24 protein-coding genes and 4 pseudogenes are annotated in these 26,255 nt (G+C 56.8%); 12 read left to right on the top strand and 16 right to left on the bottom strand.

Features of this window, described 5'->3' with window-relative positions; genetic code table 11:
• Window positions 1-87 precede the first annotated feature (87 nt).
• The 4 genes from ACYZTR_RS09700 to ACYZTR_RS09685 are packed head-to-tail and all read right to left on the bottom strand — an operon-like array spanning window position 88 to window position 2,701.
• A complete protein-coding gene (locus ACYZTR_RS09700) occupies window positions 88-1,401 on the bottom strand; it encodes a sensor histidine kinase (RefSeq protein ID WP_461978367.1) in 1,314 nt (437 codons plus the stop codon).
• Window positions 1,398-2,066, bottom strand: coding sequence for a response regulator transcription factor (locus ACYZTR_RS09695; RefSeq protein ID WP_461978365.1), 669 nt, complete (start codon window positions 2,064-2,066; stop codon window positions 1,398-1,400). The genes ACYZTR_RS09700 and ACYZTR_RS09695 overlap by 4 nt, the downstream gene beginning before the upstream one ends.
• A gap of 3 nt (window positions 2,067-2,069) precedes the next feature.
• The gene (locus tag ACYZTR_RS09690; RefSeq protein WP_461978363.1) at window positions 2,070-2,393 is read right to left on the bottom strand and encodes a PepSY domain-containing protein; all 324 of its coding nucleotides are present in this window, start codon (window positions 2,391-2,393) and stop codon (window positions 2,070-2,072) included.
• Entirely contained in the window at window positions 2,393-2,701 is a 309-nt protein-coding gene (locus ACYZTR_RS09685) for a PepSY domain-containing protein (RefSeq protein WP_461978361.1), read from the bottom strand. The genes ACYZTR_RS09690 and ACYZTR_RS09685 overlap by 1 nt, the downstream gene beginning before the upstream one ends.
• A gap of 256 nt (window positions 2,702-2,957) precedes the next feature.
• Between ACYZTR_RS09685 and ACYZTR_RS09680 the strand changes: the two genes are divergently transcribed.
• The 5 genes and pseudogenes from ACYZTR_RS09680 (at window position 2,958) to codA (ending at window position 7,230) form a co-directional block, all read left to right on the top strand.
• Entirely contained in the window at window positions 2,958-4,037 is a 1,080-nt protein-coding gene (locus ACYZTR_RS09680) for a patatin-like phospholipase family protein (RefSeq protein WP_461978359.1), read from the top strand.
• 93 nt (window positions 4,038-4,130) lie between these two features.
• A complete protein-coding gene (queD, locus tag ACYZTR_RS09675; protein ID WP_008152165.1) occupies window positions 4,131-4,487 on the top strand; it encodes a 6-carboxytetrahydropterin synthase QueD in 357 nt (118 codons plus the stop codon).
• A 140-nt stretch (window positions 4,488-4,627) separates the two neighbouring features.
• Window positions 4,628-5,452, top strand: coding sequence for an alpha/beta fold hydrolase (locus tag ACYZTR_RS09670; protein ID WP_461978357.1), 825 nt, complete (start codon window positions 4,628-4,630; stop codon window positions 5,450-5,452).
• A 31-nt stretch (window positions 5,453-5,483) separates the two neighbouring features.
• A pseudogene (locus ACYZTR_RS09665) lies at window positions 5,484-5,969 on the top strand (SLC5/6 family protein); the annotation flags it as partial.
• A 13-nt stretch (window positions 5,970-5,982) separates the two neighbouring features.
• The gene (gene codA, locus ACYZTR_RS09660; RefSeq protein WP_046049895.1) at window positions 5,983-7,230 is read left to right on the top strand and encodes a cytosine deaminase; all 1,248 of its coding nucleotides are present in this window, start codon (window positions 5,983-5,985) and stop codon (window positions 7,228-7,230) included.
• 110 nt (window positions 7,231-7,340) lie between these two features.
• Here codA and ACYZTR_RS09655 read toward each other — a convergent pair whose 3' ends face one another.
• Window positions 7,341-8,333 (bottom strand): diaminopimelate epimerase, encoded by a 993-nt coding sequence (locus ACYZTR_RS09655; RefSeq protein WP_461978355.1) that lies wholly within the window; start codon window positions 8,331-8,333, stop codon window positions 7,341-7,343.
• 192 nt (window positions 8,334-8,525) lie between these two features.
• Here ACYZTR_RS09655 and ACYZTR_RS09650 point away from each other — a divergent pair, with 192 nt between their 5' ends.
• Window positions 8,526-10,112 carry a glucan 1,4-alpha-maltotetraohydrolase domain-containing protein gene (locus ACYZTR_RS09650; RefSeq protein ID WP_461978353.1) on the top strand — a complete coding sequence of 529 codons (1,587 nt, stop codon included), beginning with the start codon at window positions 8,526-8,528 and terminating at the stop codon, window positions 10,110-10,112.
• 105 nt (window positions 10,113-10,217) lie between these two features.
• Window positions 10,218-11,369, top strand: a complete 1,152-nt coding sequence (locus ACYZTR_RS09645) for an MFS transporter (RefSeq protein ID WP_461978351.1) — start codon at window positions 10,218-10,220, stop codon at window positions 11,367-11,369.
• A gap of 38 nt (window positions 11,370-11,407) precedes the next feature.
• Here the strand turns inward: ACYZTR_RS09645 and ACYZTR_RS09640 are convergent, their stop codons facing one another.
• The 5 genes from ACYZTR_RS09640 to ACYZTR_RS09620 all read right to left on the bottom strand — a co-directional run bounded on the left by ACYZTR_RS09640 (window position 11,408) and on the right by ACYZTR_RS09620 (window position 16,306).
• A complete protein-coding gene (locus ACYZTR_RS09640; RefSeq protein WP_461978349.1) occupies window positions 11,408-13,831 on the bottom strand; it encodes a TonB-dependent siderophore receptor in 2,424 nt (807 codons plus the stop codon).
• 97 nt (window positions 13,832-13,928) lie between these two features.
• Complete coding sequence (locus ACYZTR_RS09635; protein ID WP_461978347.1) at window positions 13,929-14,912, bottom strand: FecR family protein; 984 nt, start codon at window positions 14,910-14,912, stop codon at window positions 13,929-13,931.
• Window positions 14,913-14,952: 40 nt separating this feature from the next.
• Window positions 14,953-15,453, bottom strand: coding sequence for a sigma-70 family RNA polymerase sigma factor (locus ACYZTR_RS09630; protein ID WP_461978345.1), 501 nt, complete (start codon window positions 15,451-15,453; stop codon window positions 14,953-14,955).
• Window positions 15,454-15,631: 178 nt separating this feature from the next.
• Window positions 15,632-15,886, bottom strand: coding sequence for a hypothetical protein (locus tag ACYZTR_RS09625; protein WP_461978343.1), 255 nt, complete (start codon window positions 15,884-15,886; stop codon window positions 15,632-15,634).
• 33 nt (window positions 15,887-15,919) lie between these two features.
• On the bottom strand, window positions 15,920-16,306 hold the full coding sequence (locus ACYZTR_RS09620) for a DUF6124 family protein (RefSeq protein WP_461978341.1): 387 nt from the start codon (window positions 16,304-16,306) through the stop codon (window positions 15,920-15,922).
• Window positions 16,307-16,701: 395 nt separating this feature from the next.
• Here ACYZTR_RS09620 and ACYZTR_RS09615 point away from each other — a divergent pair, with 395 nt between their 5' ends.
• Together ACYZTR_RS09615 and ACYZTR_RS09610 are read left to right on the top strand one after the other, a co-directional pair.
• Window positions 16,702-17,298, top strand: coding sequence for a helix-turn-helix transcriptional regulator (locus tag ACYZTR_RS09615; RefSeq protein ID WP_461978339.1), 597 nt, complete (start codon window positions 16,702-16,704; stop codon window positions 17,296-17,298).
• Entirely contained in the window at window positions 17,294-18,166 is an 873-nt protein-coding gene (locus ACYZTR_RS09610) for a queuosine precursor transporter (protein WP_461979636.1), read from the top strand. The genes ACYZTR_RS09615 and ACYZTR_RS09610 overlap by 5 nt, the downstream gene beginning before the upstream one ends.
• Before the next feature lie 57 nt (window positions 18,167-18,223).
• Here the strand turns inward: ACYZTR_RS09610 and queC are convergent, their stop codons facing one another.
• The 3 genes from queC to ACYZTR_RS09595 all read right to left on the bottom strand — a co-directional run bounded on the left by queC (window position 18,224) and on the right by ACYZTR_RS09595 (window position 21,955).
• Window positions 18,224-18,913: a 7-cyano-7-deazaguanine synthase QueC gene (queC, locus tag ACYZTR_RS09605; protein WP_461978337.1), complete on the bottom strand. Its 690-nt coding sequence runs from the start codon at window positions 18,911-18,913 to the stop codon at window positions 18,224-18,226.
• Window positions 18,914-19,432: 519 nt separating this feature from the next.
• Window positions 19,433-20,569: a PheS-related mystery ligase SrmL gene (gene srmL, locus ACYZTR_RS09600; RefSeq protein WP_461978335.1), complete on the bottom strand. Its 1,137-nt coding sequence runs from the start codon at window positions 20,567-20,569 to the stop codon at window positions 19,433-19,435.
• Window positions 20,570-21,955 carry an IS4 family transposase gene (locus ACYZTR_RS09595; RefSeq protein WP_461975037.1) on the bottom strand — a complete coding sequence of 462 codons (1,386 nt, stop codon included), beginning with the start codon at window positions 21,953-21,955 and terminating at the stop codon, window positions 20,570-20,572. It lies immediately after the preceding gene.
• Window positions 21,956-22,567: 612 nt separating this feature from the next.
• On the opposite strand from ACYZTR_RS09595, the gene ACYZTR_RS09590 reads away from it, so the two are divergent.
• On the top strand, window positions 22,568-23,491 hold the full coding sequence (locus ACYZTR_RS09590) for a hypothetical protein (RefSeq protein ID WP_461978333.1): 924 nt from the start codon (window positions 22,568-22,570) through the stop codon (window positions 23,489-23,491).
• Between the two features lie 165 nt (window positions 23,492-23,656).
• Here ACYZTR_RS09590 and ACYZTR_RS09585 read toward each other — a convergent pair.
• Window positions 23,657-23,776: pseudogene (locus ACYZTR_RS09585) on the bottom strand (LuxR C-terminal-related transcriptional regulator); the annotation flags it as partial.
• 141 nt (window positions 23,777-23,917) lie between these two features.
• Here ACYZTR_RS09585 and ACYZTR_RS09580 point away from each other — a divergent pair.
• Window positions 23,918-24,127: pseudogene (locus ACYZTR_RS09580) on the top strand (helix-turn-helix domain-containing protein); the annotation flags it as partial.
• A 2-nt stretch (window positions 24,128-24,129) separates the two neighbouring features.
• Here the strand turns inward: ACYZTR_RS09580 and ACYZTR_RS09575 are convergent.
• On the bottom strand, window positions 24,130-24,729 hold the full coding sequence (locus ACYZTR_RS09575) for a class II aldolase/adducin family protein (RefSeq protein ID WP_461978331.1): 600 nt from the start codon (window positions 24,727-24,729) through the stop codon (window positions 24,130-24,132).
• Window positions 24,726-24,872: a hypothetical protein gene (locus tag ACYZTR_RS09570; protein WP_461978329.1), complete on the bottom strand. Its 147-nt coding sequence runs from the start codon at window positions 24,870-24,872 to the stop codon at window positions 24,726-24,728. The genes ACYZTR_RS09575 and ACYZTR_RS09570 overlap by 4 nt, the downstream gene beginning before the upstream one ends.
• A 204-nt stretch (window positions 24,873-25,076) precedes the next feature.
• Between ACYZTR_RS09570 and ACYZTR_RS09565 the strand changes: the two are divergent.
• A pseudogene (locus tag ACYZTR_RS09565) lies at window positions 25,077-26,149 on the top strand (aldehyde dehydrogenase family protein).
• The last annotated feature ends 106 nt before the right edge of the window (window positions 26,150-26,255 follow it).

The following is a 26,255-nucleotide window of genomic DNA, read 5'->3' as shown; positions in this document are numbered from 1 at the left end:
GGCAGGCCGTTATCGGCCCGCACACAAAAAAACTGACACTCTCATGCATTCCCACGCGGAGCGTGGGAACGATCGGTCGGAAGGAGATCAGCGCTTGGGCAACGCGATCATCACCTTCAACCCACCCCACTCACTTTCCTCCAACCTCAAATCCCCGCCCCACGTATCAACGATATCGCGCACAATCCCCAACCCCAACCCATGCCCATCCGTCTGTTCGTCAAGCCGAGTCCCCCGGCGGAACACCTGATCGCGCTGGTGTTCGGGAATCCCCGGCCCATCATCTTCCACGCTTAGCTCAAACCCTTCGGCCTTCTCGACCACGCTCAACCGAACCTCGGCGTCCGCCCACTTGCAGGCGTTGTCCAGCAGGTTACCGAGCAGTTCGAGCAAATCCTCACGGTCCCACGGCAGTTGCAAACCGGCCGGTGCACGGTAGCTGAGCTCAAGATGCTCACCATGGATCATGTTTAACGTCGCCAACAACCCCGGCAATTGCGCATCGCAATCAAACAACGCCCCAGGCAGCGCATCGCCGGATAACCGTGCGCGATTGAGTTCTCGATTGAGGCGCTGCTGCACTTGCTCAAGCTGCGTCTGAATCACCTTGCGCAGCTGCGGATGAGCGTCGAGCTTCTCGCTTGAGGCCAGGCTCAACAACACCGCCAGCGGGGTTTTCAAGGCGTGGCCGAGGTTGCCCAGCGCATTGCGCGAGCGCTTGAGGCTGTCTTCGGTGTGAGCGAGCAAATGGTTGATCTGCGCCACCAGCGGTTCAAGCTCTACCGGCACCTGATCATCGAGTTGCGAGCGCTGGCCCTGCTGCAACTGGGCGATCTGCTCACGAGCCTTTTCCAGCGGGCGCAAGGCGCGGCGCACGGTGATCCGTTGCAGCAGCAAAATCAGCAGCAACCCCGCCAATCCCAGACCGAGACCCACCTGTTGCATACGCAGGAAGCTCTCGCGTACCGGCGTGTAATCCTGGGCCACGCTGATCGAAATTGATTGGCCGAGCCGTCGATAGTCCGAACGCAGCACCAGCAATTGCTGCCCTTCTGGCCCCAATTGCAGGTTGCTGTGCAGGCCGGCATGGTCGAGGCGCGGCATGTCCTGATCCCATAGCGAACGGGAGCGCCAATGGCTGTCGGCAAAGTCGATGCGGAAATAATGCCCGGAAAATGGTCGCTGATAGGCCGGCGACAGGTGCCGCTCATCCAGCTGCAACCCCTGCGGGCCACGCACCAGTGCCACCAGCAGGTTTTCGCTGTCGTTGCGCAACCCGGCTTCGAGGTAGCGGTGCAAACCCATTTCGAACAGCCACAGGCTGGTCTGCGCCAGCACCAGGCCGACGATCACCATCACGCTGATCAGACCCAGACTCAAGCGGCGCTGGATCGACCTCACTGGGCTTGCCCGCCGAACAGGTAACCCTGGCCGCGACGAGTTTCAATGACGCTGCGCCCGAGTTTGCGCCGCAGGTGGTTGACGTGGACTTCGAGCACGTTGGAGTCACGCTCGTTTTCACCGTCGTAGAGGTGTTCGGCGAGGTGGCTTTTGGAAAGGATCTGTTCGGGGTGCAGCATGAAATAACGCAGCAGACGGAATTCAGCGGCGGTGAGCTGAATGTCGGCACCGTCGCGGGTCACGCATTGACGGCCTTCGTTCAGATGCAGTCCGGCAGCCTTGAGTGTCGGCTGGTTGGCATGGCCATGGGAGCGGCGCAACAGCGCCTGGACCCGCAAGTGCAGCTCTTCGGGGTGGAAGGGTTTGGTCAGGTAATCGTCAGCGCCAGCCTTGAGGCCTTCGATCCGTTCGGCCCAGGAATCACGGGCGGTGAGGATCAGCACTGGCGTGGCCAGGCCACCGGCCCGCCATTGGGTCAGCACGTCGAGCCCTGGCAAACCCGGCAGGCCGAGGTCGAGGATGATCAGGTCATAAGGCTCGCTGCTGCCCTGATACACCGCATCGCGACCGTCGGCCAGCCAGTCCACGGCGTACCCCTGCCGATTGAGGCCGGCCATCAATTCGTCGGCCAGCGGCACATGGTCTTCCACCAGAAGCAAACGCATCGATCAATCTTCCTTGTCTTTCAGTAACTGGCCGGTGGTGGCGTCGAGGTCCAGTTCGCGGACCACGCCTTCGGTGGTCAGCAACTCGACCTCGTAAATGTAGACGTCTTGCTTTTCCTCAAGCTCGGCTTCCAGCAGCTTGGCCCCGGGATAGAGGTCCAGCGCTTGCTGCAAGAGCTGCTCCAGCGGCAGGATCACACCTTGTTGGCGCAGGCGCAGGGCCTCGTCCTGATCCAGGTCGCGGGCCATGACCACCGAGCAAAAAGCCAGAAGCGCCAAAGCCATTCGACCGCTCGCGCACCGATGTGAAAAAGAAAACACCTTCATTACGTGTCCTGTTGATCCTTGAGAACCTGCCCGCTGACAGCGTCCAATTCCAGGTCCCACTCAAGGCCCTGCGGGTCGCGCAGTTCCACCTGGTAGATGTACTTGCCGTACTCTTCTTCGAGCTCGGTTTCGCTGATTTTGGCGCCGGGGTGTTTGGCCAATGCCGTCGCGTTGAGCTTCTCGAAGGACACAATGGTACCAGCGTCGCGCAGTCTCAGGGCTTCGTCGGGGCCGAGGTCGCGAGCGTGAGCGATGCTGGCGCTCATGCCGATGATGGACGCGGTGAACAGGGCAGTCAGGGTTTTCATGGGGTGTCTCCGTATTTTTTTGTGTGTTGCCTACGGGAGCCACCTTAGCGATCTGAACTTAACTGAAACTGAATTGCCATCATTGGATATGACAACACAAAACCTGTGGGAGCGAGCTTGCTCGCGATGGCGTCATGTCAGTCGACATCTTTATCGCCTGATACACCGCAATCGCGAGCAAGCTCGCTCCCACAGTGGATTTGTGGCGTTGGCTGACCTGTTTATAATCCCACGCTTGCCTGCATTCGAGACCGGTATGACCGCCATCCACATCAAGTTCCCGTCCCTGACCCTCAAGGCCGGCCCTCGCGCCTTTGCGCGCATCCGTGAAAGCGGTTTGAGCGCCGCCGATGTCGGCACACTGCCAGGTGCCGCCGGTGGTCCCAAGGCGTTGGGGATACAAGGTCTGGACCTGGCGTTGTTCGGTGAATGGCTGCCGGCGGCGCCCCGGGAACGTTCGCTGATCGGTGCGTCGGTGGGTTCCTGGCGCTTCGCCAGCGCTTGTCTACCGGATGCCGCCGAAGGCATCCGCCGCCTCGGTCACCTCTACACCGAGCAAAACTTCGCCAAGGGCGTGACCATGGCGCAGATCAGCCAGAGCTCCCGGCGCATGCTCGATGACCTGCTCGACGGCCGCGACGCCTCGATTCTGGACAACGCTCATTACCGACTGAACATCATGGTGGTCAAAAGCCACGGCCTGTTGGCGGATGATCATCGCGGCCGACTGGGGCTGGGCCTGTCATCAGTGATCGCCGACAACCTGCGGGGGCGCGCGCGGTTGTCGCGGCATTTCGAACGGCTGATCATCCACGATCCGCGCCGGGCGCCGCCGGTCAATGCACTGAACGATTTCCCCTCGCGCTTCGTTGCGCTGGAGGCCGGCAACCTGCGCCAGGCCTTGCTCGCCTCGGGCTCGATCCCGATGGTGATGGAAGGCGTGCGTGACCTGCCGGGCGCAGGTATGGGGACATTTCGCGATGGCGGTCTGCTGGACTATCACCTCGACCTGCCCTACAGCGGCAACGACATCGTGCTCTATCCGCATTTCACCGACCGGGTCATCCCCGGCTGGTTCGACAAGACCCTGCCCTGGCGCCGCGCTTGTCCGGCGCGTTTGCAGGATGTCCTGTTGCTGTCACCGTCGAAGGAATACCTGGCACGCCTGCCCTACGGCAAACTCCCGGACCGTAACGACTTCAAGCGCTTCATGGGCGATGCACCGAGCCGGCAGAAATACTGGCGTGCAACGATGGATGAAAGCCGCAGACTCGGTGACGAATTCCTCGAACTGGCCGCCAGCGGTCGCCTCGGGGAGCGCTTGCTGACCCTTTAGTCAGTGTTTTCCCGCAATGCCAAACGCAAACTGTTAAACTCGCCGCCTGCCCAAATCGCTGCGGCGATCGCCACCTGACAGAGCTCAAACCCCTTGGAAATCTTCAAAGAATTTACCTTCGAATCCGCCCACCGCTTGCCCCACGTGCCGGAAGGCCACAAGTGCGGCCGCTTGCACGGTCACTCGTTCAAAGTGGCGATTCACCTTAGCGGCGACCTCGATCCGCACACGGGCTGGATCCGCGATTTCTCGGAAATCAAGGCGATCTTCAAGCCACTCTACGAGCGTCTGGACCACAACTACCTGAACGACATTCCCGGCCTGGAAAACCCGACCAGTGAAGTCCTGGCCAAATTCATCTGGAAAGAATTGAAGCCTCTGCTGCCGGAGCTCAGCGCGATTCGTATCCACGAGACGTGCACCAGTGGCTGCATCTATCACGGCGAGTAAGCCCGGCTGCTCAATCACCTGTGGGAGCTCGATTGCTCCACAGGAAAATGCGTTTCGTCAGTTGCTACATAAAGCCACCTTCAGAGGTGGTTTTTTTATGCTTATGCTACCTGGTTCCCAAATGCCAAGAGGACACGCGCATGACTGACTGGCCGCTGGCTCAGACCTATCGCTTCAACAGGCACTCCGTTCGCTACGCCGTACGTGGCGACGGCCCGCCGTTGGTGTTCGTGCATGGCACGCCCTTCTCTTCTTATGTGTGGCACCGGATTGCGCCGCACTTCATCGCCACGCACCGGGTGCATTACTTCGACCTGCTGGGCTATGGGCAATCGGAGAAAATCGAGGGCGATGTGTCGCTGGGTGTGCAAAACGACCTGTTAGCTCACTTGCTGGATCACTGGGGGCTTGGGCGACCAGACGTCGTCGCTCACGACTTCGGCGGCGCCACCGCCCTGCGTGCTCACCTGCTGAATGGCAAGGACTACCGCAGCCTGACGTTGATTGATCCTGTGGCGCTGACGCCCTGGGGTTCGCCGTTTGTGCAGCATGTGCGTCAGCATGAGGCGGCGTTCAGTGGCCTGCCTGATGACATTCACCAGGCAATCGTACCCACCTATATTCGCGGGGCGATCAAGCGCGCAATCCTGGACGACGAACTCGCGCCTTACGTGCAGCCGTGGCTGGGCGATCCGGGGCAAGCGGCGTTCTATCGGCAGATCGCGCAGATGGATGAGCGTTATACCCGTGAGGCCGAAGGGTTGTACCCGACGATTCGCTGCCCGGTGCAGATTCTTTGGGGGGAAGACGATCAGTGGATTCCCATCGAGCGTGGGCGGGCGTTGCATCAAATGATTCCAGGATCGCAATTTCACCTCATTCCCAATGCCGGGCATTTGGTTCAGGAAGACGCACCGGAAGCGATAGTCGCGGCGCTGCTGCGGTTTCTACCTTCGGCCTGTTGATGTTGATCGTTCCCACGCTCTGGTGGGAACGGAAGTGTTGCTGTTGCAAGGCTTCGCCATGGCCGCGATGGCGATGTTGCTGCTCAATATCTGGAGCACCCAGGACAACACCCTCTACAACTTCGCTGTCGCCGGATGCAACCTGCTGCGCACCGGCCGTCGCAAAACCGTGACCCTGGCTGGTGCGGTGATTGGCACGTTGCTGGCGCTACTGGGCATGTACGACCTGCTGGTGCCCTACCTGATTCTGCTGGGCACCGTGATTCCGCCGATTGGCGGCGTGATCATGGCGGATTTTTTCTACCGCTATCGCGGTCAATATCCGCGTCTGGCCGATGCCCGGTTGCCGGCGTTCAATGGGTCCGGCCTGGGCGCCTACGCGGTCGGCACCGTCGCCGCGTTCAGCTCGCCATGGGTCGCGCCGCTGGTAGGGATCGCCGCTGCCGCGCTAACGTATGTGTTACTGACCGGCGTGCTGGGTGCCCGTACTGCCAACGCACCATTACAAGATCTATAAAAGGATTCGCCTGATGCACATCATCAACGCCCGCCTGCGCAACCAAGATGGCCTGCATGAGCTGCACCTGGAAAACGGCCTGATCAGCAACATCGCCCGACAGACCGAAGCGCCCACCCTGGGCCCCGATGATCTGGACGCCGGCGGCAACCTGGTGGTGCCGCCCTTCGTCGAACCGCACATCCATCTCGACGCTACGCTCACTGCCGGCGAGCCGCGCTGGAACATGAGCGGCACGCTGTTCGAAGGTATCGAGTGCTGGGGCGAGCGCAAGGTGACGATCACCGAGGAAGACACCAAAACCCGCGCCAAGAAAACCATCCAGACCCTCGCCGCCCACGGTATCCAGCACGTACGCACCCACGTCGACGTCACCGACCCGCAGCTCACTGCGCTGAAGGCGATGCTCGAAGTACGCGAGGAAAGCCGACACCTGATCGATATGCAGATCGTTGCGTTCCCGCAGGAAGGCATCGAGTCATACCGCAACGGTCGCGAGTTAATGGAAGAAGCGATCCGCATGGGCGCCGATGTGGTCGGTGGCATTCCGCATTTCGAGTACACCCGCGATCAAGGTGTGAGCTCCGTGAAATTCCTGATGGACCTGGCCGAGCGCACCGGTTGCCTGGTGGACGTGCATTGCGATGAAACCGACGACCCGCACTCACGTTTTCTGGAGGTGCTGGCCGAAGAAGCCCGCAGCCGCGACATGGGCTCGCGGGTCACCGCCAGCCACACCACGGCCATGGGCTCTTACGACAATGCTTACTGCGCCAAACTGTTTCGCCTGCTCGGGCATTCGGGGATCAGTTTTGTCTCCTGCCCCACCGAAAGCATTCACCTGCAAGGGCGCTTCGACAACTTCCCGAAACGCCGTGGCGTGACCCGAGTGAATGAGCTGCTGGAAGCGGGGATGAACGTGTGTTTCGGCCAGGATTCGATCGTCGACCCGTGGTATCCGCTGGGCAACGGCAACATCTTGCGGGTGCTCGAAGCTGGCCTGCACATCTGCCACATGCTCGGTTACCGCAACCTGCAAAGCGCGCTGGACCTGGTCACCGACAACAGCGCCAAGGCCATGAACCTCGGTGATCGGTATGGACTGGAACGCGGGCGGCCGGCGAACTTGCTGATTCTGTCGGCGGACAGCGATTACGAGGTGATCCGCAGCCAGGGCCTGCCGCTGTATTCGGTGCGTGATGGCAAGGTGTTGATGAAGCGGCAGATGCCAGTGGTGGAGTTTTTTGGTGATCAGCACTGAATTTTGGCTGACTGGGCTGACGCCTTCGCGAGCAGGCTCGCTCCCACAGGAAATTTGTGAACGACACAGCCAATGTGGGAGCGAGCCTGCTCGCGAAGGCAATCGAATGATCAACTCATCAACCAAGCTGTGCCGAACAACCTGACCCGACTCAACTCGCCGTCTTGTTCTTCCAATAAAATCGGCGCCGTGCCGCCGGGCATCTCCACCTTCACTTCCCCGGCACTGACCCAACCCACCCGCCATGCGGCGCAAGCCACCGCACTGGCGCTGGTGCCCGACGACGCCGTCGGCCCTTCTCCGCGCTCGAATACCCGCGCGACGACTCGCCCTTCAGACTCAAGCATCGCCCATTGCAGATTCACTCCAGCAGGACACGGCTCACCTGCCCCGGTCGGCCTGGCGTAAGCGATACGCGTCAGCCCTTGGGACAACCCCGGCTCGCGCATCTGCTCATTGCTCGGCAATGCATTGGCGTTTTCTAAAAGCGTTACACAATGTGGATTGCCAATGCGCACGAACTGGCTTCGAGACCATGCGCGATCAAGTGATGACAACGCCAGCACATGGCTGACCTCGCGACCGTTCAGCAGCTCCTTCGCAACCCCTCGGGCACCCACCGCCTCCGGCCCGAACGACGGTTGCCCGAGATCCAGCCAGAACCCCTGCACGTCATCGACCTGCGCTGGCTTCACCGATGTTTCCACCGGCGAAACCGCATCAGCCTTGTCGTGATGAACCCTGAGCAAACAAGCGTCCTCGCTCGGCAGCAGCCCTTGCTCGCTCAGGGCCTGAGAGAAAATCGTCAGCCCATTGCCGCTGCGCTCAGCCAGGGTACCGTCAGTGTTGACGATCAGCAGGTCGAAGGGTGGCACCGCTTGAAACGGACCGACCAGCAAGCCATCGCAGCGATGGTCCTTGCTGCCGGACGGTTGTGTACCAGGCGCCCAGCCGCAGAACGCCTCGATGGCCGACAGTGCCCATGCCTCGCGGGGTTGCGCTGCCAGATCGGCCCGCTCAGGTAAATCGATACCCACGCGGCGCACGGCCTCGGGCGCTACAACCGCGTAGATATTGCCTCGAGCATCGTAGAACGGCGTCATGGATAGGTCCTGAAATCAGCCAGAAAAGAACCTGTACTCTAGGGGCTCCCGGAAGAAGACCGCAAACAATCCGGTTATTTAACCCCCGCTTCTTATCGCAAAACAATTACTGCAACCTGTCAGTTGTGACAGCAGACAGCCCATCCAACTCGCCCCACAGTAGAACCTCGCCTCTATCGTTTGGTGACGATCATGAAAAGGACGTTCCTGTTGCCCCTGCTGATTGCCCTGGCGTTGGGCGGCGTGGTCATCGCCGGTCAAAACGGCGCCGTTCGCAATGGCTCCGGGGAAGACATCCTGTTGCAAGGCTTTCACTGGAACTCCAGTCGCAACACCCCGAAGAAATGGTATGCGGTACTGGAGGGTACGGCCGGTCAGATCGGACGGGACGGGTTCACCGCCATCTGGATGCCGCCGCCCTGGCGAGACATTTCAAGCTGGGAGAACAGCCGCCAGGGCACTTCCGGCGGTGGCGAGGGTTACTTCTGGCGCTCTTTCAACAAAAACGGCGATTACGGCAGCGAAGAGCAACTCAAGCAAGCCGCCAAGGCGTTGAATGGCGCAGGCGTAAAGGTGGTCTACGACGTCGTGCCCAACCACATGGACGACAAAGATAACCCCGAACCGCTGTTCCTCAGAGGCCGAAACGAATGGCGTCACGATTGTGACCCCTGCGATAAAGGCGACGCTTTCCTTGAGGGCAACGCCGATCTGAACACCGACAATCCGCGCGTGTTCGAAACCTTCAATGCCGAATTCATCAACCTGCGCGACCATTACGGCGCCCAGGGTCTGCGCTTCGATTTTGTCAGAGGTTATGCACCGGAGAACGTTAATCGTTGGATGAACACTTTTGGTAATCAGCAGTTTTGTGTCGGTGAAATGTGGAAAGGTCCCAAGGAATATGCCGAGGGTGATCGGGGCTACAACGCCAGCTGGCAGGACGCACTCAAGGATTGGTCCGATCGTTCACGCTGCACCGTGTTCGACTTCGCCCTCAAGGAGCGCATGCAAAACGGCTCTATCGCCGAGTGGCGAGACGGCTTGAACGCAAACCCGAATCCAGACTGGCGCAGAATTGCCGTCACGTTCGTCGACAACCATGACACCGGCTACTCACCTGGGCGGTATCAGGGACAACATCACTGGCCTTTGCCCGAAGAGCGGCGCAATCAAGCTTATGCCTACATCCTTAGCAGCCCGGGCATACCCTCCGTGTATTGGCCGGACATGTATGACTGGCCGCGCGGAGACCTGATCCGTCAGTTAATCAAAATCCGCAAGGACGCCGGCATCAAGGCCGACTCACCGATCCGTTTCCAGACTCAGTATTCCGGGCTGGTCGCGACGACGACAGGCGCGCGCAAAAGCCTGGTGATTGCCCTGGATTCTGACCTCACAAAACTGCCCCCGGGGCTGACTCAACCGGCATTGGCCTGGGATGACGGCAAAATCCGCGTCTGGAGCACGGGCCCCGAACACCCACCCGTCAGTGTTCACTTCACCTGCGACTACGCCACGACCTATCCCGGCCAGAAGGTTTATGCCGTGGGCTCGTCTCTTGAACTGGGGGCATGGGATCCTGGCCATGCCATTGCATTGACTTACCAGCTCAATGAAAACCACTGGAGCGGTTCCATCGACTTGCCGGCGAAACAAGACATCGAATGGAAATGCATCGTGCGCAGCGATGATCCGTCTGGCGGCGTGCGCTGGCAGCCGGGTCCCAACGTGAGTTTGACCAGCGAGATGGGCAGGATAACGGGAGGGGCGTTTTAACCTTGGGATTGACGATTGAGAAACCTTCAGGGTCGCGACACGCTGTCTGATATGCAAGGATGCTCCTCTGCCATTGTCAGCAACCCGCAACGCCAAGGATTTTTCATGACTGCCCTCAACACGCCTGCGCCCGTCATCCCCGGACGCCTGGAGCAAATGTCCACGCGCATCGCCTTTTTCATTGCAGGTTTCGGCATCGCTGCGTGGGCGCCACTGGTGCCCTACGCCAAGGCTCGGGCCGGGCTGGATGAAGGGACGCTCGGTTTGCTGCTGTTGTGCCTGGGGGTGGGGTCGATTCTGGCGATGCCGATGGCGGGGATGCTGGCCACGCGTTTCGGCTGTCGCCGGGTGGTGAGCGCCGGGGTGTTGCTGATCTGTGCGGCCCTGCCGCTGTTAGCGACGGTGTCGACGATTCCGGCGTTGATTGCCGCGTTGTTCATGTTCGGCGCGGGCCTTGGCACGGTGGATTCAACGGTGAACCTGCAAGCGGTGATCGTCGAACGGGCCAGCGGCAAGACCATGATGTCGGGTTTTCATGGGCTGTTCAGCCTCGGCGGGATTGTCGGTGCGGCGGGTGTCAGTGCCCTGCTCGGCTTCGGAGTTTCACCGCTGGGGGCGACGTTGGTGGTGATCGTGATGCTGCTGATCGCCCTGTTCAAGGCTGCGCCGCACCTGTTGCCCTACGGCAGCGAAAGTTCGGGGCCGGCGTTTGCCGTTCCCCATGGCATCGTGCTGTTCATCGGCGGGATGTGTTTCATCGTGTTCCTCGCCGAAGGCGCGGCGCTCGACTGGAGCGCGGTGTTTCTGGCGCAGGAACGGGGAATCGACACAGCGTATGCGGGGCTGGGTTATGCAGCGTTTGCGTTGACCATGACCGTCGGACGCTTGACCGGTGATGTGATCGTGCGTCGCCTCGGCGCTACGCGGGTGATTGTGTTCGGTGGGTTGACGGCCGCGGCGGGCCTGTTTGTGGCGACCTTCGCACCGAGTTGGGAAGCGGCGCTGGTGGGTTATGCATTGTTGGGGGTTGGCTGCTCGAACATTGTGCCGGTGCTGTACACCGCGGTGGGCAAACAGACGGTGATGCCAGAAAGCATCGCCGTGCCGGCCATTACCACGCTGGGGTATGCCGGAATTCTTGCGGGGCCTGCGTTGATCGGGTTTATCGCCCATGGCAGCAGTTTGAGTTTTGCCTTTGGTTTGATGGCGGTGTTGTTGGTGGCGGTGGCCATTGGCGGGAAGGTGTTGAAAGTCTGAATTGTGGCGAGGGGGCAAGCCCCCTCGCCACAGGTCTATCAAAACCCGACGCTGGCCTGCACAAAAAACGTGCGCGGTGCGCCGACGTACATCCCCGAGTTGTTGTCGCTGGAGCGGGTGAAGTACTGCTTGTCGAAAACGTTCTTCACCCCGGCGCCGACTTTCAGGTTCGAAAGCGTCGCGCCGAAGTCATAGCCGCCGCGCACGTTCCAGGTGACGTAGCCCGGGATGTCGCCGTACTGGCCGTCCGCGGAGCCTTCGGTGATGTAGTTGCCGCTGAAACTGCCATCAGCGTTCACCGCCACGCCCGGCGAGCGCTGCTTGGACTGGGCAAAGGCATCGAGGTTGTAGGTCCAGCGGTTGATGTCGTAACGCAGGCCGGCAGTCGCCACTTGACGCGAATAGAACGGCAGGTCACGGCCCTTGAAGCCTGGGATCTCGCCTTCATAAACGGCGCGCGTGTAGGTGAAGCCGGCGTTGGCGGTCAGGCCGTCGAGCCGTGGGTCCAGTGCCGCCATGTCGTAGTGCACCGAGGCTTCAAGGCCCTGGTGCGTGGTCGCGCCGAGGTTGGTCCAGCCCGCATCGTTGCTGATGTACTGCAATTCTTTATCGAAGTCGATGTAGAACAGCGTCACTTCCCCGCCCCACACTTCATTGTTGTAGCGCGTGCCGACCTCGTAGGTCTTGGCCTTCTCCGGTTCCAGGCCATTGGCTGGTTCGTCACCCGTGCCACCCTGGCCGAGCTGGAAATACTGCAGGCTGCCAAACGAGGTTTCGTAGTTGGCGAACAGCTTCCATTCTTCCGACACGTGATACATCACGCTCAAGGCCGGCAGCGGCTCGTTGCTTTCGATGCTGCGGTTCTTTTCCAGCACGGGTCTGCCGGCGGTGTCGAGCACCGGGCGATCGTGCCAGTCGGTGCTGATGTGTTCAAAGCGGATGCCGGGGGTGATGGTCCAGTTACCGACGTCGATTTTGTTATCGACATACACTGAGTTGGCTTCAGTGCCGCCGGTGCGGTCCTGATAGACATGGCCGTCCGAGCTCCTGGTCGCGACCGGCTCGTTGTTGACCAGCGCCAGGCGGCTCGCCTCTTCGTGCATGCCTTCCTTGAGGTAGCGATAACCGACACTGACTTCCTGGGTAGTCGGGCCGACATCAAACACACGGGACACCCGCGGTTCAATCCCGAAGGTGTAGTAAGTACGCGGGAACGAGCCGAGGGTTTTCTGATCGCGAGCGGCGATGTTGCTGCCACGGAAGCTGTCGGAATAGTAAGTCAGCACTTCGGCCTGAGTGCGGTCGTCGATCTGCCGTGCCCACTTGAACGAGACGTCCTTGCGGCGTCCGCTGAAGTTGTCGTTGTTGCGATCGGACTGAAACGGATCGGCGTCGTACTGCGCCTGGGTCAGGCCGCCGGGCATGTCGGCGCTGGCGTCGTAGTAGTGAAAATTGAGGCTGAAATCGTCCACATCGGTGGGTGCCCAGTGGGTCTTGAGGATCACGTCGTCGATGTCGTTGCCGTTGTTGCGCTCACGGTAACCGTTGCCGTTCACGCCTGAGTACAACAGCGCCATACCGATGCCGTTGTCTGCGGTGCCGCCAAGAAACGCCGTATCGATGTGCTTCCAGCCACCGTGCTGGGAGGTTTCCAGGGTGGAGCCGATTTCACCGGTGGCTTTTTCCGGAATCGCGCGAGTGACGAAGTTGATCACGCCACCGACGTTCTGCGGCCCGTAACGCACGGAACCGGCGCCGCGAACCACGTCGATGCTGTCGAGGTTGCCGGAGGAAATCGGTGCCATGGACAACTGCGGCTGGCCGTAAGGGGCGAACGCTGCCGGTACGCCGTCGATCAGCACGGTGGAGCGTGGCGACAGGCGCGAAGTCAGGCCACGCACGCCGACGTTCAAGGAAATGTCGCTGCCGCCGGTGCCGTTGGCCTCTTGCACTTGCACACCGGGCACGCGCTTCAACACGTCGCCGACGTTCATCGCGCCCTGCTCGACCATCGCCTCGCGGCGAATCACCGTACGCGCGCCGGGGTGGTTCTGCACCACGGCAGCATCGGCGTCACCGAGCCAGTCGCCGACCACTTTGATGTCAGTCACGCCCAGTTCCAGCGGGCCGTTTGCAGCAGAAGTGGGTGCTGGCATCAATGTGACCGAACCTTCGTCGATCTGGTATTGCAGACCGCTGCCTTGCAGCAGCTGACGCAGCGCGTCTTCTGGCGAGAGGTTACCGTCCACCGCCGGGGCCTGTTTGCCGGCGACCAGCTCAGGACTGAAGAACACCTGCAGCGAGGTTTGCTGGCCCAGTTGACTCAGGGCCTGACCCAGGGGTTGCGCCGGAATGTGAATCGCGTCGGCGGCAAAGGCCTGGGGCAGCGCCGTGCTGACGGCCAGGGCGAGAACGAGGCGCAACCAAGGGGATTGGTTGTTTTTAGCGGTGGTTTTTTTCACGTCGAACGGAGTCCTGTGGATCGCAAGAGTGTGCGTCTGTTAATGCAAACCAGTTGCAGTTGGACAAGAAGACGATGAACTCAAAAAAAACCTGAATTTATTTTGAAATTATTTCCTGACTGCCGTCATCGAGGATGCGCACGGCCACCGGCAGAATGTTCGGCAAGGCCTTGAGCAAGGCGTCGGTGTTGTCGGATTTGAACACGCTGGTCAGGCGCAGATTGCCCACGTTGTCGTTGCCGACGGTGAGCGGTTTCTCCCGATAGCGCGAGACTTCCTCGGCGACGTCGCTAAGTCTGGCGTTGTTGAACACCAGTTTGCCGCTGCGCCAGGCGGTCAGCTCGGCAGGATTGACCGCGTAGGCGGCAGCGACGTTGCCTTGTGCATCGATGTGCGTGCCGAGGCCGGCAGTCAGGCTGATGAAATCGCTGTCCAGCGCTGTGCGGCCCTGAACCCTGACGGTGCCCTGCTCCACCGCGACCCGGGTTTGGGCGGTGTCGCGGCGCACATCAAAACGGGTGCCGGTGACCGTGACCTTGCCGCTGCCCGCCTCGACCACGAAGGGCCGCCGGGTGTCGTGCTCGACGCTGAACATCGCTTCGCCCTGGGTCAGCTCGATGCTGCGACGGTCGTTTTCATAGCGCACCTGAACACGGCTGCGGCTGTTCAGGTCGATCACCGAACCGTCCGGCAACGCCACATGACGTCGTTCGCCCAAGGCTGTAGAAAATTCGGCGGTGTAGATCGTCGGATGATTCAAACCACTGAACAGCCCCAAACCGAGCGCGACGGCCAACACACTGGCGGCTACCGCATAACGCATCAGCGGGCGGCGCTTGCTGCGCGCCGGCACGGTTTCACACAAGGCCTGCAGGCGCGCCGCCGGCAGCAAATCAGCCGCCGTCCACACGCCCTGCAGTAACTGGAATTCGTCGCGATGCTGAGGGTGTTCGTCCAGCCAGGCTTCGAAATACCGAGACTCTTCGACATTCATCGCAGGTTCCTGCAAACGCACAAACCAGCGCGCCGCATCGTCGCGAACCGTTGTTTGCCCGCACGCACAATCACGAGTATCCATCATGGAAATTCCTGTTTGGCTGGGGAGGAGAAGGCACGGCCGATCATGGCTGCAATCCGTCAAGGCGGTCGCGCAGATGGCGCAGCGTGCGGATCATATACTTTTCCACCATGTTCTTGGACAGCCCCAGGCGTTCGGCGATTTCGGCCTGGGTCAGGCCTTCAATCTTCTGCCAGACAAACACCTTGCGGCAATTGATCGGCAGCTCGGTGAGCGCCCGTTCGATGGAGTCAGCCAACTGGATCGCATGCATGAAATGCTCCGGGTCGCCGGACGACGACACACTGTGATCGATCGCCTCCGACTCCATCGCGCCCCGCCGATCCTCACGCCGATAACCATCCACCGCGATATTGCGCGCGGTCTGGTGCAAATACGCCCGAGGCTGTTGCACCGTCGCCGAATCGGACTCAAGCACCCTCACAAAGGTGTCGTGGGCCAGGTCCTCGGCCTGCTGACGATTTCTCAGGCGCCGGGTCCAGGTCCCGACCAACTCTTCGTAGTGCTCGAAAAAGCCGTGTCTGGGGGGCAGCTTGCGGGTCATTGCGATGTGCTGTGAAGACGGGGCGTGAATAGTAATGCTTCCTATTAACTGGAAGCAATGGGATTAACGACCCGTAGTAACCAGCCGTCGGAGCCGATCAGTTAACCCGTAACACGATCTCTACTACAGATCGTCTTACGCCTTAACTGATCGGCATACGCCCAAAGGCGCCCTTTTTCTACGTTGAAACGTGCACCTGCAGTCGTCGTCCGACGACATCCATCAAATCACAGCCATCGCGCAGTGACGTCACCAACACCCGCGCCAGCTCACTGTGGACACCCTCGCCAAACGCAAAGCTCTCCAGCAGTTGCGTTGCAGTACGAATGCGATAGGCCGCGGTTTCATGCAACACGTCCAGTGGTGCTTCAGTGTCAATCAGCAATGATGGGACGTTGCAGTCGACGCCAGTAACAGGCATGTATCGATCCATGACGAAAAACCTCCATTGGGCAAAGGCACACGATTATTCAGCGCTGGCAGTTGGACGAACTTCAGACGATCCCCGAAGTGGTTCCAGGTTGTCCAGCGCTCGATTGACCAGCAATTCGCCCAGCGCGGACAGTTGCTGAATACCCACAATGACATGGCGACGAGGGCCTTCCAGTTCACGGGCGAGATCGGTGGCCATGACGCTGAGGGAAGCGAGGGTTTCAGAGGCGTGACAGAGCAGGGATTCCATGTCGACATCCGGAACGACGGCGAAGAAATAGCTGGCAGACTCGGGACGTGTGTGCTTGCGCAGGGGCACGCTGACGAGTTGTTCGGTGACTTTGGTGGGATTGGATGAATCGACGGTGTCGTTGGTGGAATCGTTTGGTGATTCCGCGGATTGGGTGGCGGATTTTTTCATAATAGAGCTCCTTGCAAGGGTAGGAAGCGCCCGTCTCTTGCCTTCAACCAGGATTGGGTGACGGCTATGCAGGGCGGACTGGTATATTTATTACCAGAAAATTCTATTTAATTAATCAAATAAATGAACATCTGTGTAATTAAATGATTCTCACCTAATTAATGTTTTTCGGGTCTTCCTAGTTACTGTAAGAAACTTCTATTAATCGAGTAGGCAGCATCTTACATACAATGTCAGAATCCAATCGCGGCAATAGAAAATATTCCACAGTTGTTTAATCTGCGTGAAAAATTATCTTTTTTGTCCAGGGGCTAGGCGTGTAGGATGCTGCATTCAAAGCGAATCACTTTCATACGTGCGATCTATTGCAACGACAAGCAAATGGTAAATATTTAATGCACAAGAAAGACAGAACGGAAAAATTAAAAAACAACATCAAGTACCTGATAAAGAGCCGTGGGGAGACTAGGCTCTCCTTGTGCAATGCCAGCGGTTTGACCAGAACGACAATCTATAACATTTTGGAAGGACGGGTTGTCCATGTACAACAATCTACCATTCGAAAAATATCGGATTTTTTTGGCGTCTCTTACAAGGAGATAGAGACAGTAGATTTTGAAGAGAAAGAAATAATAGAGAGTAGTGTCTCACCACAAGGGAATATGAATCCCGCAGCAGTCCCGGTTATTAAAGAGAGTTTACTGATTGAAAGTCTGGACAAAAGAATTGGCGAGTTGGCCATCACGCACCCGCTGACCTATTACTTCGGCACGGCCTGCAATTTAATAGCCGTGCTTCTGGAGAATGAAATTAGTGGAATGAACGAACCAGGAGATATTTTGATAGTTAAGAGGGGATTGCCGAGTGGAGCGGGAGACAAACTGGCGTACGACAAAACAACAAGAAAACTACGTATTACCAGCGATGGCTTTGACACTGACACGACCTACATTATTGGAGCAGTAATCGAGGAAAGATTTAGTGGCAATTAAAACCGAAGCCGAAAACAGCAGATACAAATTGTTGGGTTTTGAGAAAAATAAAAACCTCGTCGTTATTATGGTGATTTCCACAGGAAAAATTATAAAAATAAAAATTGCCGAAGTTTTAAGAAGCGAAATAATCGACAACCTAAGCAAGATGGAAATCAAGGACATATATCGAAAATATTACTCTGGAGGCACTGCGTTAACCAAATACGAAATAAATGATCGAAACGAACGATCGTGGATGACTTACGTTGCCCTCAATTTGCTTCTTTTCGCACTGTATATATTTACAAATGTTGCCGCAACGAAACTGGTATACATAGAATTTTTTGACATCGTTGTTACGCCGGGTGTTTTTCTATACCCACTAACTTTTTTAGTAGTTGACATATTGAATGAATCTTACGGACTGAGACTCGCGAGGCGAGCCATACTGTTCGCCTTTGCTAGTAATGCATTTATTATCGTTTTACTGAGTACCACCAGCTACCTTCCAGGCTTAACTGGTTGGAAGCTCGACGGACCTTACAGTGAGGTAATTACACATGTGTCATCTGCGTTGATAGCGTCCTGTATTTCTTTCCTTTTTTCTGAATACGTCAATTCTTATCTTCTGTGCAGAATAAAAAAGCTTACGAACTCAAGGTTTCTATTCTTGAGAGTTTTTTTCAGCACTTTTTTTGCGGTAATAATAGACAGTTTCATTTTCTGTTTTATTGCATTTTATGGAACCATGCAAAACAGCGATATCCTTAAGATAATTTATGTCCAAATAGCCATAAAAATGTGTTTCGCCGTTTTCAATATCCTACCCGCTTACGGAGCAAGGTCATTGTTCAAAAGATATATAGCAAGAGCCAAAACCGTCTAAATCCTGGGAGAGTGCGCCTACTACAAATGCGCACCCTCCCAGCAATACAATATCTCTCTATAATTCCATTTTTATTTTTAGACTATCTAAAATTTTCGCTCTATTTTCCAGAAATTCACTCAATCCTTTTGAACGAAGACTACAAGCATCGCAGTCGCCGCATCCACTCCCTGTTATCCCGTTGTAGCAAGTCAATGTATGGTAACGAATCAAATCCAGCTGCTTATGGTAATCGGCCAAGGCCCAAGTCTCTGCCTTATTCAACCGCATAAGCGGCGTCTCGATTCGTATCTCATAGTCCATGCCCAAGTGAATAGCGCTGTTCAACACCTTAACAAACTCATCGCCACAATCCGGGTAGCCAGAACTCTCTGTTTCACCTACACCTGTGATGACAGCTTCAGCGCCCACTTGATAGGCATAAATAGAAGCCAGGGTTAAAAACAGAATATTTCTGCCGGGCACGAACGTATCAGGTACGCCGCCCCCCGTACTCCTTGCAATTGGAATGTTGTCCCTCGTCAAGCTGCTAATGGCCAGTTCGCTTAACAATGAAGTGTCCAATACTTTATGCACCTTCACGCCAAGCTGCTTTGAAAGTTGTTGCGCCACCTCGATTTCCGCACGATGGCGCTGGCCATAATCAAACGTAATGCAATGAATTTCATCGTACATCGGCAATGCATGGATCAAGCAGGTGGTTGAGTCTTGTCCGCCGCTGAAAACGATAACGGCCTTGCTGGTCATGGTTCGTTCTTCCTTGGGGTGTCTCGGCAGGGTGCCGGGACCGTTGACCCTACCGGGAAGCTCAAACTCTGGGTGTGGGAGGTTTCCGAAATCACCGTCTCCGATTTCCGTTTGAGTCAGTTCTTTGCGGATTCCCGAGCGTCAACAGTGGAGGAGAACGCGTGTGCTTGCTCGGTAAAGAGATTGCACACTGCGCCTCACAGGACTGCCCGACGCTTGATGGTTTCTCTCATCAACTGGTCGCAATCCATCGGTCCCGCCCACCCCTTCAAGTCTAAACATACAAGCGAGCTTGCTCCGGGCGGCGATCCGACGAAAGCAATTGATCACTCAACGTTGATGCTGACTGACCTGCCGCTATCGTCGGATCGCCGCCCGGAGCAAGCTCGCTCACACATTTGATCAGCGTCGTACACAGAATTTGTGTTCACTGGAGATCTAGCGTGGAAGAGAGCTTGCTCGCGATGAACGATTACACGGTGCCTCAGTGGTTACTTGGCCCGTTCGACAATGGCGGTTTCAAGCCGTTGGAAGATCCATTCTGTAACCCGCCCCCGGCGCACCTTCATGCAACGCTGACTGAATGTTCGCATACAAGGCGTTCGCCTCGTGGGTAGTGATTGATCGCGAACAATCACGCAGTACAACGCGCAGAAGCACATTTTCCTGGCCCGGCAGCAGTCCGAGGCGTTCAATTGCCTGCACAGGTAAATCCGAGAATCCCCAACGTCCCTTGACCTGCATCTCCTCGATCCAGTCAGAGTTGTCGCCAGCAGCTTGTAACATCCTCTCGGTCAACACTTCCTCACTTAACCCTGGCGTTACCGCCAACGAAATATCACGAGCAATCGAAGGCAAACGTGATACAGCGCTCCAGGGATTCAAATCATGCATCTGCGCCTGTACTCGTACGTTCTGATCACGTAGCAAGCGAATATCCGGAATCCCCTTGCGCAGCATGGTCAGTCGATCCAACCCCATCCCGAGCGCCAGCCCTCCATGACGCTGCGGATCAATCTTCAAGCGCTCTAACAAAGACGGAGCAATACGGCCGCACTCCAGCACCTCGACCCCAGCGCCGTCATTCAACACATTCACTTCTATTCCGCCCTGCGTGTAGTGATGCGGACTATCGCTGTAGACCCAACGCTTGTCAGGAACGGCTGATTTGAGGATATCGCTGACCAGACGCAACAAGTGGTCATGCGTCGACAGTTCCGGATCACCCAGCACCCAGATATCCATTTGATGTGGTTCTGCGCAATGCCAACGATCCCGACTATCTCGACGAAAAGTGATACCTGGCGCGGCCAGCAATATCGTCTCCCCCGGTTGCCGCACATGAGCTGCACGCTGAAGTGCCGCCGGAATTTGACTGGTGGTTTGTGTACGCAAAAGGGAACACTCATCGACCCAACGGGTGTGTTCACTCCCAAGAGTGACTTCTGCTGGGTCATAACCCAGCAAACCGTAATTTTGTTCAGCGGACACAATTCGTGGTCCGGTCTGAAGTTGCGCTTGGGGCCAGCCTTTTTCAGCAAGCTCCTGAAGAACTTCATTTAGCAATAGTCGGACGGCGTGATCGGGTGCGCTTGCCTCGGTAAGATCAACCAGTAGTAGGGCTTGATGGACAGACGTATCTGTCAGGAATGGCACTTACTTAACATGTTTTGCGTGCCCATTTTTCCTGACATCTGCCCTTGCTGACCGACGCGGTTTGGTCAGTAAGGGGTAGGCTTGAGGTCTTCGTTTTATGGCTCGCGGTTCGATACGACCAGGCCGATTCCCGACGCGCCTCTGAGCAATCAACATCAATAAACTCGACAGGCCATCCTCGTCTTCGGGGCTGCCATATTGTCGCAAAGCCAGCCATAGCTGAAGGCTGTGTTTGAAGCTCAGTTCGCGAGGCAAGCAATCCGCTAACAGAGCCGATTGCGCCATGAGCATTCGGATCAGATTGTGTGCCAACAGATAGACCCATAACTCCTTGACTGCCATGCCTGGGGTTTTGCAGCTTAACTTTCCAAGTCCTAGCGTAGCTTTGAGATTGCGCAGATCCAACTCGACATGCCATCGACCCTTGTACAGCGATTTGAGAGCTGTTTTGGGTGTCTGCTTCGGGCAATGCAACGTGGTGACCAAAGTCTTTCCACCCGCCTTCAGCTCTCGCACTGTCAGTCTTTCAGGCGCCTGTTCGTAATGCGTTTGACTCATCCACGGCGGTCTTCTTGCAGGCTTTTTCAATTCGATCAGGTGATCTTCCGAACCCAGACTTTGCCCTAGGCGAAAGTCCGTGCTGCGCCGTCGAGCACCGTATTGTTCGAACACGCCATCGACACCTCTTCGTTGCAACTCACACAGCAAGAAGTAGGTAGCGTAGTAAGCGTCGCCCAATAAAATGTCGCCTGTTTTCAGCGTGTCGAGCATTGATCTGAGCAGCGTTTGCTCATCGCCGCCTTTGCCTCGGAAGCGCCCAAGGGCGGCATCCAAGACGGCGCCGCTGGAAAGGCAAACGATGCCAACCACGCGACACAGGGGAAAACCAAGACCGACTTTCTGGCCGCGTGACTGCGGATAGGCACCCTGATTGGCCGCAGTGTCGGGCATGCTGACCGTCGTGCCGTCCACCAACCGTACAGGCCGTCCCATCCAGCGCCACGACGAGGGTGCGTTATCACTTATCGAAGCACCGGTGTGCCTGACCAGCGTAGAAACCATTTCCACAGGTAGGCGTTTTCTGGCTTTGCAGTAGGCGCCCGTGCGAGTGCTACTGGGCTTCATGCCGCCACATGACCGTTTAATCGACAAGTCGTTGACGGCGTTCTGGCAGGAACGGTCGGCACTCATTGCTTGAGCCAGAAACATGGACAGCGTTTCAGTCGGCGGAAACAGACGCTCCCGATATTCCGGCAGTGCAGACTCGACGCGCTGTAAGAGCTCGGGAGACGTGAGGAGATTGAAAAACGCATAGGCATCACAGTCCGAAGCGTGTCGATGAAAACGTTGCTGTTGATGCTGGAGAATTTCACGTCTACGATTCATTTGGGGCTGTGTCCTTGGTTCGTCGGGGTGTGTTCGCAACTATCACCGTAGACCAAGACCAGCCCCTCTTCATTTTTTGCTTTCAGCTCAAGTGGTTAGCAGCTAAGTAAGTGCCATTCGTATCTGTCAGGTATTTCTTTGATGCATGCACTATATAACCCTCTATTAACAGTTGAACATTTGTTTTCAAAAACAAAACCCATAAATAAACCTAACGACATCAGGTCATCAGCCACAACCAAAAAAAAGGAAAATATTAAATTTTCAGAACAAGATTACAGATACGCCCTACACAAATAATCTATAGAGCTTTACGAGTACTCCAACAGTCAAATTTTTCTAAAAAACTCCTAACAGATCATTTAATACATCAAAAAACCCTGTATTAATTAGTCCACTCCCAAGCATTTCAGGGAGCACAAACCAACAAAATGAAAAAGGAAGATCAGATGAAAAAGAAAAATGTCATCAAAGAAAAACTCAACCGAATCACTTCTGGCCCGGATAATTTTGGTTGGGCACCTCTGGCTTGGGCTCACACTGGAGAGTAAATAATACCAATGAGCGACAAGAACTTTCTTGCCGCTCATTGGAAATAAAGAGGAGGATTTTATGCCGCCATCAAAAATGATATCGACGCTCTTTGGTCAGGGGGAGTTATCAATAATTTCGGATTCAGAAGACTTCCTCAGAAAATGTGCGCACCTAGGTTTCAATACGGCAAATATTTCTGAGATTGAGAAACTACCAAAAAATAGTATTATTTTTTCCTTTAGCAATGACGCTGCAAAATTGACGTTTGATATCGCAAAAAACACAAAAAATAAAAAAAGCGTTTTTTGCGCAACGCAAGTGTTCGAGCCTTCCTTAGCTAGTGCACTCTACAGCCTGGAGCTCTTGCTGAGCAGTAATTTTGAACATGCCTTATGCACACAGCGATCCGTGTTGAACATGCTCAATTCAAATGAATCCTTTTTCCTGTCTGGTAATGACGCTGATGCACGGGTCACTATTTTCCCTCACGCCCAGCCATACGCACTACTTGCCGAAGACATAGAACACGACTTTGTTCAGTCCGTGGCAGAATTTTTTGAAGTTCATTATGCACATATGAACCCACACGAATCGTGCCCGTTTTCTTTTAGCGGAACTTTGAAAATCGCAGGAATACTGACCGTACTGAGAAAACCTAACCCGACATTGCCAGAAGGATTGAAAACCTCACTAAAATGGCTAAGTGATCGCATATCGGAAGAAGGCGCATTCTTATCAGTTGAAGACAACATCATCACCTCACTGAAAGTAAAAAACGAGGAACATATAAAACTTTTGGATCTTGCAGCTGGTTCTCGCGGACTTAAGCTGACCGAGTTCGCTATCGGGGTAAACGAGGCTATCGCGTCAAGTATTGACTACAAAATCAACTCACAGATGAATGAAGGTATCAGTGGGGTTCATTTAGCTATTGGTGATGGATCTTCCGGCTATCACATAGACTTCCTTAGCCCAACCGTGAGCGTAAGCCCAATACACTAGCAGTTACATTGGTAACTACTTACTGATAGCACAGAGCAATCGGACCGCGGTTGGTTAATACGCCTGTTCCACAGCACCTGTCGCAAAGACGCCTGCGACAGTTCCTACATGGATCTGCATCCCCCAGTAGGAGCTGCCGCAAGCTGCGATCTTTTGATGCCAGTGCTAGCGCAACCACTCAATAAACAGGGCAAACAACTCCGACTGTGAACCGACATTCAGCTTCAAATAGAGATTCTTGCGGTGCATGCGTACCGTCTCAGGCGAGATGCTCATCTGGCTGGCCGTTGACATCACGGACGCTGACACTAGCGGGCGTTTCGCCCCTCTATCGTCAAGGGCGCCAACAACTCCTCAGCTGTATCCACCACTTTTCCGAAGTACAGCCCGAAGTTCAACATCGCCGCATCGTGCATGGCTTCGTGGCTGGCCAAGGCCCATAGCCTGCTTCAGCAAACTCGCTTGAGCGTGGCGCAAGTGGCGGCGTGTTCAGGGTTTGGCTCGCTGGAGCACTTTTCCCGCACCTACCGCGCCCGTTTCGGTTGCCCACCCAGCGAGGACCGCAGCCAGGTCTGGACCGCCCCGGTGATGCGTCCGCCGTTGCGCAAGGAGCACCGGCCGGCCGAGGCGGATTGAATTCATAGCCGATAACCCGCTTCTTCCTCGTGAAGAATGCCCATCAGCGCGTTGAAATGTTTGTCGGCGAAGCCTGGGCAATCGAGCCATTGTCGACAGGTCTTGCGGGCGATTTCATCACTGGCGATGCGCAACTCGCGGCCGGTTGAAAGCGCTGTGATGTAGGTCTCGCAGGCCCGTTCGAAGTAGTACAGATCATCGAACGCCTGGGCGATGGTCGGCGCTGCGACCAGCAGGCCATGGTTGCCCATCAACAAAATCGGTTTGTCTCCCAGCACATGGCTGACGCGCTCGGCTTCGTCTCCCAAGCCCATGCCATCGAATCCGTCGTCGATGGCCATCAGCTCAAAAAACCGCATGGCGTTCTGCTCTATCGGCGGCAGCCGCGAATCCGTCAGGCAGGCCAGCGCCATCGCATATCTGGAATGCGTGTGGAGGATGCAACGGGCGGGCGGCTGGTTGCGATGCAAGGCGCTGTGCAAGGCCCATGCGGTGATGTCCGGCGCGTCCGGACGATCCAGACTCGCGGGGTCATCGGCATTCACCAGCAGCAGGTCGCTGGCCTTAATTCGTGAGAAATGCTTGCCGTACGGATTAATCAAAAACTCCCGCCCGTCACCCGACACCCGACACCCGACACCGCCACGCTGAAGTGATTGGCGATGGACTCATGCAGGTTCAACCGCGCCGCCCAGCGAAAGGCGCAGGTCAGGTGGATTCTCAGTTGCTCGACGGGTTGACTCATCGCGTCCCTCACAGTTCGTTTAAGCGGATGCTTGGCAGTGTAGAGAGACGCCTGGCGCGCACTTGACAGGAAACGACATTGACTGCCGTTATCCCGCGGTTTGGCCGCCGTGGAAAAACGGTGTGGTTATGCCGCGTTTGATCAATCGCTGCGTTGCCGACGCCGCCATAGTCAGCACCACGACCCACTTGGCTGGAGACGCAAATGCCGCAGATTCCCTTGTTCATCGCAGGTAGTTGGCAGGCGCCACAGGCGGCGCGTTACCCGCTGCTGCAAGCGGTATGGAAGATCGCTCCGGCCCTGGCCGCTGGCAACACCGTCGTGTTCAAACCCAGCAGCCTGACGCCGATGACGGCCCATCGCTTGACCGAATTACTCGGCGAAGCAGACCTTCCGGCCGGCGTGTTCAACCTGCTCTGCGGTCCGGGTGACGTAAGTGAATTGCTCGCAGCCAGCGATGAAGTGGACCTGGTGTCGCTGACGGTGGCGCGGGTGCCGGCGGCAAGGTGATGCGTGCGGCCACCGGCAATTTCAAACGCGTGGCGCTGGAACTGGGCGGCAAGAAACCGAACATCGTGTTCGCCGATGCCGACTTTGAAGTGGCGCTGGACCAGGCGCTGAACGCGGTGTTTTTCAATGCCGGGCAAATCTGTTCCGCCGGTTCCCGGTTGCTGGTGGAGGACGGGATTGACGATCGATTTGTCGAAGCCTTGCAGCAACGGATTCTGAACATCTGTCTGGGCGATGGCCTCGACCCGCTTACACAAATGGGTCCGCTGATTTCTGCAGGCCAGCGCGATCAGATCCTCACGATGATTGCCGGTGCCGTCGAACAAGGCGCGACCTTGCTAGCCGGCGGGACGATTCCCGAGCAGTTTGTGCGCGGCTTCTGGCTGCGGCCCACCTTGCTGGGCAACGTCACGGCCGACATGCAAATCGCCCGGGAAGAAATTTTCGGTCCGGTGATCACCGCCGAGCGTTTCAGCGGCGAAGCCCAGGCGCTACGACTGGCCAATGACACACCTTATGGTCTGGCCGCCGGGGTCTGGACCCCAGACTTCGGCAAGGCTTACCGCATGGCTAAACGCCTGCGGGTCGGCACCGTGTGGATCAATGACTACAACGCGGCGTTTCCACAAGCGCCGTGGGGTGGCTACAAGTCCAGCGGCATCGGCCGCGAACTGTCGCGGGCCGGGCTGGATGAGTTCACCGAACTCAAGCACATTTACTTCAACACCGAACCGGCGCCGCTGAACTGGTTTGGTGTTGATGCTTAACGTTTAGGACGTTGATCCCATGAAAGCCCTTTTGATGCTTGCGTCCCTCAGCCTGCCGTTGCTGGCTCAGGCAGCGGAACCGGAATCCTGCGCAAGATACAGCTTG

The organism is Pseudomonas sp. Hz4 (genome assembly GCF_054898165.1).
Note: the sequence above shows the minus strand (reverse complement) of the source record. Positions and strands in the feature narration are given on the sequence as shown.

Bases quoted from the DNA above. Each gene is read 5' to 3' on its own strand.
- ACYZTR_RS09595 (WP_461975037.1), bottom strand. From the start codon at position 21,955: ATGAATCGTAGACGTGAAATTCTCCAGCATCAACAGCAACGTTTTCAT.
- ACYZTR_RS09670 (WP_461978357.1), top strand. From the start codon at position 4,628: ATGACTGACTGGCCGCTGGCTCAGACCTATCGCTTCAACAGGCACTCC.
- ACYZTR_RS09690 (WP_461978363.1), bottom strand. From the start codon at position 2,393: ATGAAGGTGTTTTCTTTTTCACATCGGTGCGCGAGCGGTCGAATGGCT.
- codA (WP_046049895.1), top strand. From the start codon at position 5,983: ATGCACATCATCAACGCCCGCCTGCGCAACCAAGATGGCCTGCATGAG.
- ACYZTR_RS09590 (WP_461978333.1), top strand. From the start codon at position 22,568: ATGCCGCCATCAAAAATGATATCGACGCTCTTTGGTCAGGGGGAGTTA.
- ACYZTR_RS09570 (WP_461978329.1), bottom strand. From the start codon at position 24,872: ATGAGTCAACCCGTCGAGCAACTGAGAATCCACCTGACCTGCGCCTTT.
- queC (WP_461978337.1), bottom strand. From the start codon at position 18,913: ATGACCAGCAAGGCCGTTATCGTTTTCAGCGGCGGACAAGACTCAACC.
- ACYZTR_RS09625 (WP_461978343.1), bottom strand. From the start codon at position 15,886: ATGGATCGATACATGCCTGTTACTGGCGTCGACTGCAACGTCCCATCA.
- ACYZTR_RS09655 (WP_461978355.1), bottom strand. From the start codon at position 8,333: ATGACGCCGTTCTACGATGCTCGAGGCAATATCTACGCGGTTGTAGCG.
- ACYZTR_RS09695 (WP_461978365.1), bottom strand. From the start codon at position 2,066: ATGCGTTTGCTTCTGGTGGAAGACCATGTGCCGCTGGCCGACGAATTG.
- ACYZTR_RS09645 (WP_461978351.1), top strand. From the start codon at position 10,218: ATGACTGCCCTCAACACGCCTGCGCCCGTCATCCCCGGACGCCTGGAG.
- ACYZTR_RS09635 (WP_461978347.1), bottom strand. From the start codon at position 14,912: ATGATGGATACTCGTGATTGTGCGTGCGGGCAAACAACGGTTCGCGAC.
- ACYZTR_RS09620 (WP_461978341.1), bottom strand. From the start codon at position 16,306: ATGAAAAAATCCGCCACCCAATCCGCGGAATCACCAAACGATTCCACC.
- ACYZTR_RS09680 (WP_461978359.1), top strand. From the start codon at position 2,958: ATGACCGCCATCCACATCAAGTTCCCGTCCCTGACCCTCAAGGCCGGC.
- ACYZTR_RS09685 (WP_461978361.1), bottom strand. From the start codon at position 2,701: ATGAAAACCCTGACTGCCCTGTTCACCGCGTCCATCATCGGCATGAGC.
- ACYZTR_RS09615 (WP_461978339.1), top strand. From the start codon at position 16,702: ATGCACAAGAAAGACAGAACGGAAAAATTAAAAAACAACATCAAGTAC.
- ACYZTR_RS09650 (WP_461978353.1), top strand. From the start codon at position 8,526: ATGAAAAGGACGTTCCTGTTGCCCCTGCTGATTGCCCTGGCGTTGGGC.
- ACYZTR_RS09630 (WP_461978345.1), bottom strand. From the start codon at position 15,453: ATGACCCGCAAGCTGCCCCCCAGACACGGCTTTTTCGAGCACTACGAA.